The following is a 14,223-nucleotide window of genomic DNA, read 5'->3' as shown; positions in this document are numbered from 1 at the left end:
TACAAAACGAAGCCGCTCGTCCATGATGCCAGTCTCTCGCCAAACCATCGCCGGGTCCTCCGGCGAGGGAGAAAACTGTCACCTATGCAATCGGTCCATTCTGTTACCTATCTATCCGGTTCGGACACCGGCACCTTCTCCCCGTATAGTGACGGGGAGAAGGCTCAGGACGACCCCGCTCAGCTTTTGCTCGACGCCAGCACCAGCACCGGCGTTTCGCTGTAGAGCTTGGGGAACAGCGTCTTCAGATTCGCCACCTTCGGCAGGTCGTTGTAGACGATGTAGGGATAGGTCGGGTTCAGCGTCAGGAAATCCTGGTGGTAGTCCTCGGCCGGATAGAAGGTCTTGCCGGTCTCCAGCGTGGTGACGATCGGCTGAGAAAACACCTTGGCCTTGTCGAGCTGGGCGATGTAGCTCTCGGCCACCTTCTTCTGCTCGTCATTGCCGGCGAAGATCGTCGAGCGGTACTGGGTGCCGTGGTCCGGCCCCTGGTAGTTGAGCTGCGTCGGATTGTGCGCGACCGAGAAATAGACCTGCAGCAGCTGGCCGTAGGTCACCTGCGACGGGTCGTAGGTGATCTCGACCGACTCGGCATGTCCGGTGCTGCCGGTGCCGACGACCTCGTAAACGGCGTTTTCCTTGCTGCCGCCGGTGTAGCCGGACACCGCCTTGCTCACGCCCTTGACGTGCTGGAACACGCCCTGCACGCCCCAGAAGCAGCCGCCGGCGAAGACCGCCGTCTCGCTGCCGCTCGCCGCCTTCTCGTCAATTGCCGGCGGCGGGATCACCACCGCGTCCTCGGCCGAGACCGCCGGCGTCTGCCAGAAGGCGGCGGCCGCGACGGTCAGGACGAGCGCGGCGAGCGCGCCTTTGGCGAAGGTCGATGATCGCTTCTGCTGTCGAATTGCGGTCATGTTGGAACTCCCTTGCTGCTGTTCACTATATACGAAACCGGCCGCCGCCAGGTTCTCACTTTGGCGTGCGTCGGCTGCAACTTATTGCGCTGGAGCCATCGCATCGACGGGCTTCATCGCATCGGTCACCGGCTTCATCGCATCCGTGGCCGGCTTCATCGCACCCGTGGCCGGCTTCATGGCATCGGCCGGCTTCATCGCCTGCGTGCTCATCGCATCGGTCGCCATCGCGTTGGCCGGCTTCATCGCACCCGTCGCGGGTTTCATCGCGTCGGTCTTCGGCTTCATGGCGTCGGTGGCCATTGCATTGGCCGGCTTCATGGCGTTGGTCGCGTCGTCGGCGCGGGCGCCGGCGGCGAACGCCGTGGTTGCGAGCGCAAGGGCGAGCGCGGTCAGGAATTTGGTCATGGTATTCTCCTTGGGTTGTGGCGCGCGATGCGGGCCGGATGGTGCGCTGCCGCCCCATGCGGCATCGCGCGAAGAAGGGATGCTCAGTTCGCCGCGGCGGCCAGGATCGGCCCGCCGCCGGGTGTCTGCACCAGCACCGCGGTGCTGAGCCCGCCACCATCGGCCGGCAGCGGCAACGTCGTCGCCTGGCCGTTCCAGCGGCCGAGCCGCTGCAGCGAATGCACGACATTGGCATGCGGCAGGGTGCGGCCGGTGTTCTCGCCGCGCGCCACCGGCACCTCGACGACGCCGCGTGCGTAGCGCACCAGCCAGACATCGGCCGTCCCGCCGGGCGCCGTGCCGGCGCCGATGCTCACCTTGCCGTCGCCGAGCGCGAGCGCCGGACCCTTGGCTTGCGGGCTGGTCGAGATCAGCCGTTCGATCTCGCCGGGCGCGGCGCCGACCGCGTCGGCGCTGCCATTCACCACCACCTGCGGCGTGAACGGACCGTCATGGCCGAGCGACGGCTCATAATTCACCTGGCGCTGCGTGAATTCCTGCCGGCCGAAAATGTCCTTCCAGCCAAGATAGTCCCAGTAGGTGACGTTGAACGACAGCGCCAGCACGCCCGGCCGGTCCTTGACCTTGATCAGGTTGGCATTGGCCGGCGGGCAGGACGAGCAGCCCTGGCTGGTGAACAGCTCGACCACGGTCAGCGGCTGGGCGGCGGCCGTGCCGGCGGTCGTGGCCAGCGCGATGAAGGCCGCGCTGGCGAGGAGCGCGCTGCCGAGCGACGTCTTGGGTCTGGTCATGGGGAAGTCTCCGTTGCGGCGGGGTCTTGCTCCCATTTCGCCACCGCATCGGGCTTCGTTACAGGCTTCACCGGTTTGTGATTGAGCGGCTCTTTCCCTTCTCCCATAGGGGGAGAAGGGAAGTGCTCATCACTGCGTCAGCACCGTGTTGGACGGCCGCTGGTTGAAGTCGCATTTGCCCTGGACGGTGTAGAAGAAGTCGGCATTGCTGACGTCGGCCGGCACCGGGTTGCCGCCATCCTCCCAGGCCTGGTAGCCGGGCTGGCCGCAGGGCACCGCGGTGAAGATGTCGACCGTCTGGCCGGTCGCGACCTCGGGCATGGTGGTGGTGCTGGTGCCGATGTAGAGCCGGTTCGAGGTGGTCGGGTCGTTGGATTTCAGCACCTTCGGGCTGCCCGAGGGCACGTCCATCTGCAGATAGAGGTTGTCCATCTGGCTGACGTCGATCACCGCGCCGGCGCCGTTGCTGGGATAGAACGTATCGGCGCAGGTCGTGACATACTTCTTGCTGCCGCTGGTTTGCGTGATCGCGCCGCTGGGCAGGCTGCTGAAGTTCTTCACCGTCGAGGTCGTGCAGACCTGCTGCTGCACCTTGGTCGTGGTGCTGCCGTTGATCGTGCTGACGATCGAGGTGCCGTAGCCCTTCGGGTCACCGTAGTTGTTATAGGCATAGGTGATCGTCATCAGCGGCTTGGCGACGGTGTCGCCGAACTTGGTGCCGTAGAGCGTCATCGTCTTGTTCCAGTAGCCGGATACTTTGGTGACCTTGAACGTGGTCTGCACCAGCGCCGGCCGCTTGCGCACCGCCGAGGCGACGCCGACCTCGACCGTTTCGATCCTGGCGATCTGCATGAAATTGGTCGGCATCGGGTAGTGCGCCGAAGCCGTGGCGGTGGCGGTGCCGTCTGCGGCCACAACAAAGCTGTCGAGCTTGGCGGTGCCTTGCCCGCCATTGGCGGCGAAGGCCTGCTTCAGCGACGTCTCGCGGTCGGCCAGCGGGGTGGTTTTCGGCAGCGTGGTGACCGACAGGATCGCCGCGTCGAGCGCGTTCTGCATGTTGCTTTTCGTCTCGACCGCCGAGGTGTAGTCGACCGAGAAGCCGACGGCGAGCAGCAGCGGCGTCAGGATGATGATGAACACCGGCATCATCGAGCCGCGCCGCGAGCGCACGAAATCTCTTGTGTATCCGAACATTGTTGAGGTCCCCCAAACCAGGCCTGCCGAGGCAGCGGCGGATCATGCTACAAACTGGTGGATTAATGTTTAAGGTGCGACTTATCTAGGCGCGGGGCGGGTTGGCGCGACTCCCCTTCTCCCCTTGTGGGAGAAGGTGTCGCCGAAGGCGACGGATGAGGGGTGTTCCAGGGAACGCCGACGTCTCACTCCGCTGGAACACCCTCATCCGTCTCGGCGCTGCGCGCCGATCCACCTTCTCCCACAAGGGGAGAAGGAGAAGAGCCCACCGCTTGCCCCTCAACCCCGCCCCTGCTAAAGCGCGCCGCATGACGACGCCCCTCGACCATATCCGCAATTTCTCCATCGTCGCCCATATCGACCATGGCAAATCCACGCTTGCCGACCGGCTGATCCAACTCACCGGCGGGCTGGAGGCGCGTGACATGAAGGAGCAGGTGCTGGACTCGATGGACATCGAGCGCGAGCGCGGCATCACCATCAAGGCGCAGACGGTGCGGCTGAAATACCGCGCCGACAATGGCGAGGACTATATCCTCAACCTCATCGACACGCCCGGCCATGTCGACTTCGCCTATGAGGTGTCGCGATCGCTGGCCGCCTGCGAGGGCTCGCTGCTGGTCGTCGACGCCTCGCAAGGCGTCGAGGCGCAGACGCTGGCCAATGTCTACCAGGCCATCGACAACAACCACGAGATCGTCGTGGTGCTGAACAAGGTCGACCTGCCGGCGGCCGAGCCCGAGCGCATCCGCGAGCAGGTCGAGGAGGTGATCGGCATCGACGCCTCCAACGCCGTGCTGATCTCTGCCAAGACCGGCCTCGGCATTCCGGACGTGCTGGAAGCCATCGTCCACCAGCTGCCGCCGCCGCGCGAGGGTGATGTCACGGCCCCGCTCAAGGCGATGCTGGTCGATAGCTGGTACGACGCCTATCTCGGCGTCATCGTGCTGGTCCGCGTCATCGACGGCGTCTTGAAGAAGGGCCAGACCATCCGCATGATGGGCACCGGCGCCAAATATCTGGTCGAGCGCACCGGCGTCTTCACGCCGGCCCGCATCAATGTCGACGAGCTCGGGCCCGGCGAGTTCGGCTTCTTCACCGGCTCGATCAAGGAAGTGGCCGACACCCGCGTCGGCGACACCATCACCGAGGACCGCCGCCCGACGCAAAAGGCGCTGCCGGGCTTCAAGCCGGCGCAGCCGGTGGTGTTCTGCGGCCTGTTCCCGGTCGACGCCGCCGATTTCGAGGATCTGCGCGCCGCCGTCGGCAAGTTGCGCCTCAACGACGCCTCCTTCTCCTATGAAATGGAAACTTCGGCCGCGCTCGGCTTCGGCTTCCGCTGCGGCTTCCTCGGCCTCTTGCATCTGGAGATCATCCAGGAGCGGCTGGAGCGCGAGTTCAACCTCGACCTCATCGCCACCGCACCTTCCGTCGTCTACCGCATGAACCTCAATGACGGCACGCTGAAGGAGCTGCACAACCCGGCCGACATGCCCGACGTGGTCAAGATTGCCTCGATCGAGGAACCGTGGATCCGCGCCACCATCCTGACCCCCGACGACTATCTCGGCGGCATCCTCAAGCTCTGCCAGGACCGGCGCGGCATCCAGGCCGATCTCTCCTATGTCGGCAAGCGCGCCATGCTGACCTACGATCTGCCGCTCAACGAGGTCGTCTTCGATTTCTACGACCGGCTGAAATCGATCTCCAAGGGCTACGCCTCCTTCGACTACCATCTGACCGACTATCGCGAGGGCGACCTGGTGAAAATGTCGATCCTGGTCAATGACGAGCCGGTCGACGCGCTCTCCATGCTGGTGCACCGCACGGCGGCGGAAAAGCGCGGCCGGCAGATGTGCGAGAAGCTGAAGGAGCTGATCCCGCAGCACCTGTTCAAGATCCCGATCCAGGCCGCGATCGGCGGCCGCATCATCGCCCGCGAGACCGTCTCGGCGCTGCGCAAGGACGTCACCGCCAAGTGCTACGGCGGCGACGTCTCGCGCAAGCGCAAGCTGCTCGACAAGCAGAAAGAGGGCAAGAAGCGGATGCGGCAGTTCGGCAAGGTGGATATCCCGCAGGAGGCGTTTATCCAGGCGCTGAAGATGGGGGATTGAGCGTCTCGCTATCGCGCAAACGCACGGGTAAATCTTGCCTCAAAGCGCCCAGCTATTAAGTCCGCGGAGGTTAATGCATTTCCCACGTCATCGCGGGATCGGTATTTGTTTCCGGTCCCTAGGTTAACGCCCAACGACTTCAGGGCATTTTTCAACTCCAACAACGTGGCGGTATCTATAATCCGGAAATCGTTCGCAGGCGCGGCATCCGGCCCGAACCTAAATTTGGGGTGAATCATTATAGGTAGCGCAGAGTTGGCTGGCGGATAATTTTGGTTAAACCAGGACACAGAACCGAGCAACTGATTGCAGTCTGATTTTGAAATAAGTTCAGAAACTGTTGCACCGCTTTTGCACTCGATGACGAAATACCGATGCGCTCCGACACCCCATAGGTTATCTGGTCCTTTTCCAGTCTCGACCTCGGGTCTCTGTGCGGCAAACCCTGCGAACTGACCAACGCTGTGAACGGCCGCTTCGAACCGTTTCGTAGCAAGCGGGTCCCACTCAAGATCATCCAGCAACGCGTTGATCCAAAGTACGAGATCGTTACCGTCTGGAAATCTACTCATGAACCTATGAGCATCGATAAATTGGTTCTCAGGGGTGCCCAATCGCTTGTATTCGATTCCTTCAATCGGTTTGATAACGCGATTGTTTAGCGAAACGGCCGATAGTAGTATCTTTTGCGATTCGACCCTATCGACGTAGTGATAGTACTCAGCCAGTTGCTGCTTAAGATACCCCTTTACGCTATCTTCTGGAGTTGCGTTTATCGCCGCCTGCATGGCTTCGATTGAGCGGCCATACTGTCGAATTCGGGCAAAATCAAACGCAGCTCGTTGTCCGCCTACATATTCCTCCATATAAAAGTAATCGGTATCCGGCGCTTGAACTATGGCTTCCTTCGAAACACGAGTCCAACCGGCATCAGCATTGAAGGAATAATTCAGGACGGGCATCAGGTCGCCAATTTTGTTCAAGACAATTTGCCTAGCTAGTTGGCGAGCTACTTTAAGTTGCGCCTTAGTAATTTCAGTAAAAAACTTGGCCGTTTCATGAAAGTTAATTGCCTTTGCGAGTCCAGAACCCCAAAGAAGTACGACACAGCGGTCCTCACTTGACCGAACTCCTCTACCCATACCCTGCTCAATTCTCTGAACTAATTCGATATTGGAGCCGGTTGTTCCTTCCAGCGCAGCAGCGTTGACCCTGGCTATCAGACTTGAGTATGTCGGAACGCCATCGAGCACGAGCATCTCGCAAGCCGTTCCTGGTAGATCGACGCCATCATATTTATTTATCAAAACCACAAGGCCGAAATGGCCAGCCTTTAATTTTTCTATGCCTTCATGGATGTTATCTTTATTAAGAATGGCGGCGGCTACATTTTTCCACTGATTTGCCTGGAATGTCGACGGAACGATAACGACGACATTACGGTTTTTCGCGACATCGGAGCAAAACGCTTTTAGATCATCAAATTTGAGGTCGCGGTTCAACTCCTGCGGGGTGATTATCATTCTCACCCCCATGTCGCCGGCGCCTTTCGGCTTGATTGGCTTGGAGATCGCCTTGGGGTCTGCCCGGAAATGCGTAACCAAAATGCCATCGTTGGCCAACGTAGCAGTCATAAAGATCTTGCGGCGAGCCGCGCTCAATGACGGTATGACGTCAATTGGTATGCAACGAGGCGCAATTTCGATACGCCTCGCAGTGATCGCGCATTGGCATAGGTCGACTACATCAATCAGGAGATCGAGCTTAAACTGAAGATCATCCAAATTTTTATTCTTTAGCAGAATGCCGACGATATCTGATGACCGATCTTTCCAAATCCAGTAAGGGAGTTCGAGCAGCACTGTCGGGTCGCCGCTTATCAGTCTCGAATGATACATGGGATTGTATTGTCTAAGCGGCTCCGAAAGGAGGTTCCATAGATCTTTATAGAGCTGAGACTCGACCTTAGCCTCAATAGTGAACTGCTCCTCGATGCTTTGTAAGCAGGCATGCGCGTCGTCGATGACGATGGCGTCAAGAGGTATGTTCTTTTCCTTCACACCGAAGACAGATCGACCGTTCACTACCTTTCGAATATTGGTGACTAGTATGCTTTCGCCTCGCATGAACGACATGTCATTTTCGGAATCCGTTGTTGAAATGCCAAGAGCCTCCGCCTCGGTCAAAACTTGAGATGTCAGATACTTATCGGGCGTTATGTAGATTGCGGGACCGATGCCCTCATTTAGGCCGCTCTTAAGAGCGAGGAGACCGACAAGTGTTTTGCCGGAACCAGTGTTCATTTTGATAGTGAGGTCGTGCTCATTCCTTCTCGCAAACCAGCCATCAAGAACTTCGCCCTGCTCATCGGACGGCCGCTTAAAACGGGGATGTCGGGTGAGCGTGGTGAATATCTTTCGCGGCTCAATAATGGTTCCGTCGCCGCCATCACCTTTGAACATATCGAAATTGATCAAGCGCTCCTCCTCCGAACCCGATTCGGTTGACTATCTAGTCTAGAATGGCACTGGCGGCGGGAAAAGGCACCGGCAAGTAACTATTGGCTACTTGTCATACAGTCTGCCAACGAACCGCAGTTAACATTCTGCAAGTCTCTTTAGCCGAGCCTGATGACGTCAGGCGGAGCAATGCGCACCTCATTGTCACTCTTCACCATCATCCAACCTCGTTGTATCCTCCCCCAGCTTGGGGAGACATCACATGCGCTCCACCTCCGACACCATCGCCTCAATCGGCCTCGCCATTGGCGGCGCGCTGGGCATGGCGGGCACTTTCGTTGCCGGCGATGCGCTGCGCGAGACGCTGTGGACCATCGACGGTGTGGCGATCGTTGTCGCGGCAGCGCTGCTCACCCTGAAATACCAGCGGCTCGGCAATGATCTCGTCGCGGCCGGCTTTCTCACCTTCCTGGCCGGCGAAGGCCTGCTTCTGGGCGGCAATGCGGCAGGCTTGCAGGCCAGCGTTCCGTCCTATGTCGGCGGCATTGCGCTCTGGGCGGCGGGGCTGGTCATGGTCAGCGCGCAAAACACCTTCGCGCTGTGGATGCGGCTTACCGGACTGGTTGCCGCTCTGCTGTTCACCGTCTCGGCGCTGATGATCCTGTGGGGGGCGCCGCTGCTGCCGACCTCCGCGCCGCTGCCGGCGATCGGCTACCCGTTCCTGGTCCTCACCTTCATCGGCTGGATCTGGACGCTGCTGAAACCCGAACGGTGAGCGCGAAAAAATGGCCGCGCCGCTCGAACTCCACAACAGCGCAACGGGAAAAATCCTGCCGGCCATCGGGCCGCTGCTGATCGGCGCGATCTTCGCTTTCGGCGTGGTGCAGGGCATCGCGGCCGGGGCGAACAGCGGCCATGTGCTGGTCATCGCGCTGCTCGGCGCGGGCTGCCTGGCGCTCGGCTTCTTCCTCGCGCGCGGCGCCTTCGACACCTCGGTCAAGGTCGTGCTCGACAGCCAGGGCTTTCGGGACCGCCGCGCCGGCGACGTGCTGGTGCCGTGGAGGAAGGTGAGGAGCGTGCGCCTCACCTCCGGCAAGGGCTCGGCGATGCTCAATTTCGAGCTCACCGAGGAGCCGCCCGACGCCATCAAATACGCGCCCGCCAATGTGGTGAACCTGATCCTGCCCTTCGGCAAGACCATCGTGCACATGGAGGTCTCCTCGCTCGACGTGCGCGGCGACGACATGCTCGACGCGATCCGCAAATTCGCGCCGCATGTGGTGGTGAACAGGTAGGGCTCCCCCTTCCCCCCTTGTGGCGGAAGGTGGCCGAGCGAAGCTCGGTCGGGGTGTTGGAAGGAAGGAAACGCTGGCGATCTGTCGCCAACCGCCCTTTGTGGATGAACCGTTGTCGCCAAGCTGGAACCATCCGTCTCGGCGCTTCGCGCCGATCCACCTTCTCCTGCAGGGGGAGAAGGAAGAACTAAACTCCCACCTCGAAAGCCATCCCCATGTCCGTTGAACTCCGCAACAGTCCCACCAACAAGTTCTCTTCCGTCGCCGGGTCTCTGCTGATGGCGGCGATCTTCGGCTTCTATACGCTGAAGGGGCTGGTCAACGGCGCCGATGGCGGGCGGGTGTTTTTCGTGGCGCTGCTGGCGCTGGGCTTCCTCGCCTTCGCCGGCTACTTCGCGCGCGGCGCCTTCGACACCTCGGTCAAGGTCACCCTGGATCAGCGCGGCTTCCGCGATGCTCGCCGCGGCGACGTGCTGGTGCCATGGGACAAGGTGCAAAGCGTGCGCCTCTCCTCCCCCGGCAAGGGCTCGGGCGTGGTCAGTTTCGAGCTCAACGGGGAGCCGCCCGACGGGCTGGCCAATGCGCTGTTTGGCGGCAACACCGTGCGCATGGAGATCAACTCGCTCGACATGAGCGGTCCGGACATTGTCGCGGAGATCGAGCGGCTGGCGCCGCATGTGGTGGTGGGTCGCTGATCTCCCCCCTCGAGGGGGAGATGTAGCCAAAGGCGACAGACGTCGCGCGTGGAAAGCCTGCGCCCCCTTTCGTCACGACAAGGCTCGGAGCTTCAGGCGGGGCGACCCCCTCCGGCCTGCCGGCCATCTCCCCCTCGAGGGGGGAGATTACGCGCTTCGCCCGCCCATGCTCTACTCTCCACTCTCCAGGACCCGCCGCCATGATTCGCCTCGCCCTCGCCGCCCTGCTCATCGCCGGCCCAGCCCTCGCCGACGACATGTCGGTGTTCGTCCGCAACAAGCGCTCGGACGGCGTCGCGGTCGAACTGTTCAGCCGCGACCGCGATACGGTCTGGCCGGGCGACAACAAGGTCTTCCTGATCCGCCCGGGCGCGCGGAAATCGGTGCCGATCTCCTGCAATCCGGGCGAGAACATCTGCTGGGGCGCCTGGGTCAACGGCGACGACCAGGTCTCCGCCGGCGTCGGCCCCGACAACGACCAGCCCTGCGATACCTGCTGCTTCATCTGCGTGGAACATTCGACGGAGACGATCGACCTGGCCGAGTAGGGGAAAGCGCCAACCAATCCTTCCCCGCTCCAGCCTCGCATGGCATGGTCGAACTCTCGGCCGAGGGGCCGATTCTTTCGGGGGACTGCCATGACTTTCTTCACCGCCCGCCGCATCGCCGCGGCGTTCTTCATCGCCACGCTGGCCGCGCCGGCGGCGCATGCCGGCGACGTTACGTTCGAGATCAGGAACGGCCATCCCAACGCCATGCGGCTCGAGCTCTACAGCCAGGACCGCGACTATGTCTGGCCGGGCAATGACAAGGATTTCTACCTCGACGACGGCGAGACCAAGCAACTGCCGATCTCCTGCGATGAGGGCGAATCGATCTGCTACGGCGCATGGGTCGACGGCGACGAGGGCACCTATTGGGGCGTCGGCCCCGGCAACAAGGAAAAATGCGAAGACTGCTGCTACACCTGCAGCGGCGGCGAGACCGAGGAAATCAACCTGGTGGAGTGAGCGATAATCTCCCCCCTCGTGGGGGAGATGTCGCCGAAGGCGACAGAGGGGGTCGCTTCGCGTAAAACGCAAGCGCCCCTTCCTGCGAGAGCCAAGGTCGGCGCTTCACGCGCAACGACCCCCTCTGGCCGCTTCGCGGCCATCTCCCCCTCAAGGGGGGAGACTTGGCGTTCCAGCCAACTTGACGCCCTTCCCACCCTCGCCCTAGCCTGTCTCCACCCAAGAGGAGACCCCACCCATGGCAGGCACGGTCGAAAGCGAGAAGGTCGACGTCTCCTTTTCCGGCAAGCGCTGCATCCATTCGCGCAACTGCGTGCTCGGTAATCCGCACGTCTTCGTGCCCAACGCCAAGGGCGAATGGATCCACCCCGAGGCGGCCAGCGTCGAGAAGGTCGTGGCGCTGGCGGAGAACTGCCCGTCCGGCGCCATCACCTACCATCGCAAGGATGGCGGACCGCAGGAGAAGCCGCCGGTGGTCAACACCGTGCGGCTGCGCGAAAACGGCCCACTGGCCGTGCATGGCGAGATCGTGCTCGGCGACGAGACCTTCCATCGCGCCACGCTCTGCCGCTGCGGCCAGTCGCAGAACAAGCCGTTCTGCGACAACAGCCATATCAAGGCGGGCTTTGCCGCCACCGGCGAGCCGCCGCTGAAGGACACGCCTGCGCTCGAAGCCCGCGACGGGCCACTGAAGATCACGCCGACCGTCAACGGTCCGCTCAAGCTCGAAGGCAATGCCGAGATCGTCACCGGCACCGGCCACACCATCGACCGCGCCACGCGGGTTTTCCTCTGCCGCTGCGGCCATTCAGCCAACAAGCCGTTCTGTGACAATTCGCATAAAAGGGTGGGGTTCGTGGGGTAGGCGGTCGAAGCTGCCAATCTCCCCCCTCGTGGGGGAGATGTCCGGCAGGACAGAGGGGGGCGCCGTAGAGTGCCAACCTCAATAGCCAACGAGCATTGACAATGCCCCACACGCCATTGCCTCCAAAACATCGCGCAAACGCCAAGTCGATGCGCAAGGTCATGACATCAGCCGAACTGAAGCTCTGGAACGAGCTTCGCGCGCACCGGCTGATGGGGCTAGGCTTTCGCCGACAATTTCCGATCGCCGGTTACATCGTCGATTTCGCTTGCCCACAAAAGAAGCTCGTCGTCGAGGTCGACGGCTCCCAGCATACGGAAGCCGCTGCGGTTGTCAGTGACGAAGCAAGGACAGCGCGTCTGGAGCAGGACGGCTGGACCGTCCTGCGCTTTTGGAACGATGACGTCAGTCGCGACATCGACAATGTCTGTCAGCATATTGTGATTGCGGCGGGTCTTGGCGGCGCGTCCTGAACGAATTGGCCGGCGACGGGCGCAATTACCGCAAGGTCGGCGGGACAGCGGCCCCCTCTGGCCTGCCGGCCATCTCCCCCACGAGGGGGGAGATCACGCTCTCCACCTCCCTTGGCCCATCTCTCCCGGCTTTATCCGCAACGCCATATCGGCTAAGGGCAGGCACCAATCCTTTTGCCTGGACTGCCTGCAAAAATGACCGCCAAGCCAATCCCGCTCTTCCTCGGCATCGACACCGGCGGCACCTATACCGACGCCGTGCTGTGGGCGGAGGAAGGCGGGCCGAAGGGCAAGGTGCTGGCCAAGGCCAAGGCGCTGACGACGCGCCATGACCTCGCCGTCGGCATTTCCGGCGCGGTCGACGCGGTGCTCGAAAAAGCCGGTACCGATCCGGCTTCGATCAAGCTGGTGTCGATGTCGACGACATTGGCCACCAACGCGCTGGTCGAGGGCCAGGGCGGGCGCGTCGCGCTGATCATGATCGGCTTTTCCGAGGCCGACCTTGCCCGCGACGGGCTGAAGACGGCGCTCGGCAGCGATCCGGTGGTGTTCTGCCCCGGCGGCCATGACGTGCACGGCAATGCGGCCAAGCTCGACCTCTCCGGCCTCGAAGCAGCCCTGCCTGAGCTCGGCGGCTCGGTTTCGGGCTTTGCCGTCTGCGCCTACTTCGCCACGCGCAACCCGGCGCATGAGCTGGCTGCCCGCGACCTGATTCGCGAAAAGACCGGCCTGCCGGTCACCGCTAGCCACGAGCTGTCGGCCAAGCTCGGCGGCCCGCGCCGCGCGCTCACCACGCTGCTCAACGCCAGGCTGATCTCGATGATCGACCGGCTGGTGGCGGCGACCGAAGGGTTTCTGGAAGCGCGCGGCATTGCAGCACCGCTGATGGTGGTGCGCGGCGACGGCGCGCTGGTTTCCGCCGCCTTCGCCCGCCAGCGGCCGATCGAGACCATTTTGTCGGGCCCCGCCGCCAGCCTCGTCGGCGCCCGCCACATGACCGGCCTCGACGATGCCGTGGTTTCCGACATCGGCGGCACCACCACCGACGTCGCCGTGCTCGACAGCGGCCGCCCGCGGCTCGATCCGGAGGGCGCCACCGTCGGCGGTTTCCGCACCATGGTCGAGGCCGTGGCGATGCGCACCTTCGGCCTCGGCGGCGATTCCGAAGTGGCGCTGGAGGACGGAGCGCTCAATCCAAAAATCCTGCTCGGGCCGCGCCGCCTGGTGCCGCTGGCGCTGGCCGGCCTGGCGCATGGCGAGGCGGTGACATCGGAGCTGGAGCGGCAACTGCGGGCGCCGAATCCCGGCCGCATGGATGGCCGCTTCGCGGTGCGCACCGGCGTGCCGGACCGGCTTGCCGCCGGCCTCACCGCGCCGGAAGCAAAACTCTACGAGGCGATCGGCGCCACGCCGCTGGCGCTCGACCGGCTGCTCTCTTCCAACGCCCAGAACGCGACGCTGAACCGGCTGGTGGCGCGCGGCCTCGTGCACATCTGCGGCTTCACGCCGTCCGACGCCGCCCATGTGCTCGGCAAGCAGGCCAACTGGCACGCCGCCACCGCCCGCCTCGGCGCCGAGCTGTTCGCCCGCAAGCGCGACGGCCGCGGCCAGGCCATCGCGGCGACGCCAGAAGCGATCGCCGAACGCGTGCTGGTGACGCTGACCCGCTGGTCGGCCGAATACATCCTCGAAACCGCCTTCACCGAGGACGGGCTGGATGGCGCCGCCGCCGTCGCGCATGCGCTGGTGCAGCGCGCCGTCGATGCCCATCCCGGCATCGCCCGGCTCAGCGTGGCGCTCGACCGTCCGGTCATCGGCCTCGGCGCTTCGGCGCCGCTGCATTATGCCGGCCTGCCGCGGCTGGTCGGCAATGGCTGCGTCGTGCCCGACGATACCGACGTCGCCAACGCGCTCGGCGCCGTCGTCGGCCAGGTCCGCGTCTCCGCCGAAGCCCGCATCAGCCAGCCGAAGGAAGGGCTGTTCCGCCTCGCCTCGGGCCAGACGG

Annotated in this window: 14 protein-coding genes; 9 read left to right on the top strand and 5 right to left on the bottom strand. The window is 62.9% G+C overall.

Annotation, left to right across the window (positions count from 1 at the left end; all coding sequences use genetic code 11):
* Positions 1–179 precede the first annotated feature (179 nt).
* From msrA to EN745_RS15960, 4 genes are all read right to left on the bottom strand, one after another.
* Entirely contained in the window at positions 180–914 is a 735-nt protein-coding gene (gene msrA / locus EN745_RS15975) for a peptide-methionine (S)-S-oxide reductase MsrA (protein ID WP_127421728.1), read from the bottom strand.
* A gap of 81 nt (positions 915–995) precedes the next feature.
* Positions 996–1,322 (bottom strand): hypothetical protein, encoded by a 327-nt coding sequence (locus tag EN745_RS15970; RefSeq protein WP_126057244.1) that lies wholly within the window; start codon positions 1,320–1,322, stop codon positions 996–998.
* Between the two features lie 83 nt (positions 1,323–1,405).
* Complete coding sequence (locus EN745_RS15965; RefSeq protein ID WP_127421727.1) at positions 1,406–2,113, bottom strand: DUF1223 domain-containing protein; 708 nt, start codon at positions 2,111–2,113, stop codon at positions 1,406–1,408.
* 129 nt (positions 2,114–2,242) lie between these two features.
* A complete protein-coding gene (locus tag EN745_RS15960) occupies positions 2,243–3,307 on the bottom strand; it encodes a TadE/TadG family type IV pilus assembly protein (protein ID WP_126057242.1) in 1,065 nt (354 codons plus the stop codon).
* Positions 3,308–3,615: 308 nt separating this feature from the next.
* On the opposite strand from EN745_RS15960, the gene lepA reads away from it, so the two are divergent.
* Positions 3,616–5,421 carry a translation elongation factor 4 gene (gene lepA, locus EN745_RS15955; protein WP_127421726.1) on the top strand — a complete coding sequence of 602 codons (1,806 nt, stop codon included), beginning with the start codon at positions 3,616–3,618 and terminating at the stop codon, positions 5,419–5,421.
* A gap of 8 nt (positions 5,422–5,429) precedes the next feature.
* On the opposite strand, the gene EN745_RS15950 is transcribed toward lepA, so the two are convergent.
* Positions 5,430–7,898, bottom strand: a complete 2,469-nt coding sequence (locus EN745_RS15950) for a DEAD/DEAH box helicase (RefSeq protein ID WP_127421725.1) — start codon at positions 7,896–7,898, stop codon at positions 5,430–5,432.
* Between the two features lie 244 nt (positions 7,899–8,142).
* Between EN745_RS15950 and EN745_RS36125 the strand changes: the two genes are divergently transcribed.
* The 8 genes from EN745_RS36125 to EN745_RS15905 form a co-directional block, all read left to right on the top strand.
* The gene (locus EN745_RS36125; RefSeq protein WP_189363062.1) at positions 8,143–8,655 is read left to right on the top strand and encodes a hypothetical protein; all 513 of its coding nucleotides are present in this window, start codon (positions 8,143–8,145) and stop codon (positions 8,653–8,655) included.
* Between the two features lie 10 nt (positions 8,656–8,665).
* The gene (locus EN745_RS15940; RefSeq protein WP_127421724.1) at positions 8,666–9,175 is read left to right on the top strand and encodes a hypothetical protein; all 510 of its coding nucleotides are present in this window, start codon (positions 8,666–8,668) and stop codon (positions 9,173–9,175) included.
* Positions 9,176–9,390: 215 nt separating this feature from the next.
* Positions 9,391–9,870, top strand: coding sequence for a hypothetical protein (locus EN745_RS15935; protein WP_127421723.1), 480 nt, complete (start codon positions 9,391–9,393; stop codon positions 9,868–9,870).
* Positions 9,871–10,070: 200 nt separating this feature from the next.
* The gene (locus tag EN745_RS15925; RefSeq protein ID WP_127284819.1) at positions 10,071–10,418 is read left to right on the top strand and encodes a hypothetical protein; all 348 of its coding nucleotides are present in this window, start codon (positions 10,071–10,073) and stop codon (positions 10,416–10,418) included.
* Between the two features lie 90 nt (positions 10,419–10,508).
* Positions 10,509–10,880, top strand: a complete 372-nt coding sequence (locus tag EN745_RS15920) for a hypothetical protein (RefSeq protein WP_127421721.1) — start codon at positions 10,509–10,511, stop codon at positions 10,878–10,880.
* Between the two features lie 238 nt (positions 10,881–11,118).
* Positions 11,119–11,745 carry a CDGSH iron-sulfur domain-containing protein gene (locus EN745_RS15915; RefSeq protein WP_126057236.1) on the top strand — a complete coding sequence of 209 codons (627 nt, stop codon included), beginning with the start codon at positions 11,119–11,121 and terminating at the stop codon, positions 11,743–11,745.
* A 101-nt stretch (positions 11,746–11,846) separates the two neighbouring features.
* Positions 11,847–12,218 (top strand): endonuclease domain-containing protein, encoded by a 372-nt coding sequence (locus EN745_RS15910; protein WP_127421720.1) that lies wholly within the window; start codon positions 11,847–11,849, stop codon positions 12,216–12,218.
* Positions 12,219–12,413: 195 nt separating this feature from the next.
* Positions 12,414–14,223 (top strand): hydantoinase/oxoprolinase family protein (locus EN745_RS15905; protein ID WP_145992044.1); only part of this gene is annotated, 1,810 nt, incomplete at its 3' end.

This window comes from Mesorhizobium sp. M4A.F.Ca.ET.022.05.2.1 (genome assembly GCF_003998845.1).
In the GTDB taxonomy this organism is placed as follows: Bacteria; Pseudomonadota; Alphaproteobacteria; order Rhizobiales; family Rhizobiaceae; genus Mesorhizobium.
This window is presented reverse-complemented; position numbering and strand designations above follow the sequence as displayed.

Bases quoted from the DNA above. Each gene is read 5' to 3' on its own strand.
- msrA (WP_127421728.1), bottom strand. From the start codon at position 914: ATGACCGCAATTCGACAGCAGAAGCGATCATCGACCTTCGCCAAAGGC.
- EN745_RS15925 (WP_127284819.1), top strand. From the start codon at position 10,071: ATGATTCGCCTCGCCCTCGCCGCCCTGCTCATCGCCGGCCCAGCCCTC.
- EN745_RS36125 (WP_189363062.1), top strand. From the start codon at position 8,143: ATGCGCTCCACCTCCGACACCATCGCCTCAATCGGCCTCGCCATTGGC.
- lepA (WP_127421726.1), top strand. From the start codon at position 3,616: ATGACGACGCCCCTCGACCATATCCGCAATTTCTCCATCGTCGCCCAT.
- EN745_RS15935 (WP_127421723.1), top strand. From the start codon at position 9,391: ATGTCCGTTGAACTCCGCAACAGTCCCACCAACAAGTTCTCTTCCGTC.
- EN745_RS15940 (WP_127421724.1), top strand. From the start codon at position 8,666: ATGGCCGCGCCGCTCGAACTCCACAACAGCGCAACGGGAAAAATCCTG.
- EN745_RS15920 (WP_127421721.1), top strand. From the start codon at position 10,509: ATGACTTTCTTCACCGCCCGCCGCATCGCCGCGGCGTTCTTCATCGCC.
- EN745_RS15960 (WP_126057242.1), bottom strand. From the start codon at position 3,307: ATGTTCGGATACACAAGAGATTTCGTGCGCTCGCGGCGCGGCTCGATG.
- EN745_RS15970 (WP_126057244.1), bottom strand. From the start codon at position 1,322: ATGACCAAATTCCTGACCGCGCTCGCCCTTGCGCTCGCAACCACGGCG.
- EN745_RS15915 (WP_126057236.1), top strand. From the start codon at position 11,119: ATGGCAGGCACGGTCGAAAGCGAGAAGGTCGACGTCTCCTTTTCCGGC.
- EN745_RS15965 (WP_127421727.1), bottom strand. From the start codon at position 2,113: ATGACCAGACCCAAGACGTCGCTCGGCAGCGCGCTCCTCGCCAGCGCG.
- EN745_RS15910 (WP_127421720.1), top strand. From the start codon at position 11,847: ATGCCCCACACGCCATTGCCTCCAAAACATCGCGCAAACGCCAAGTCG.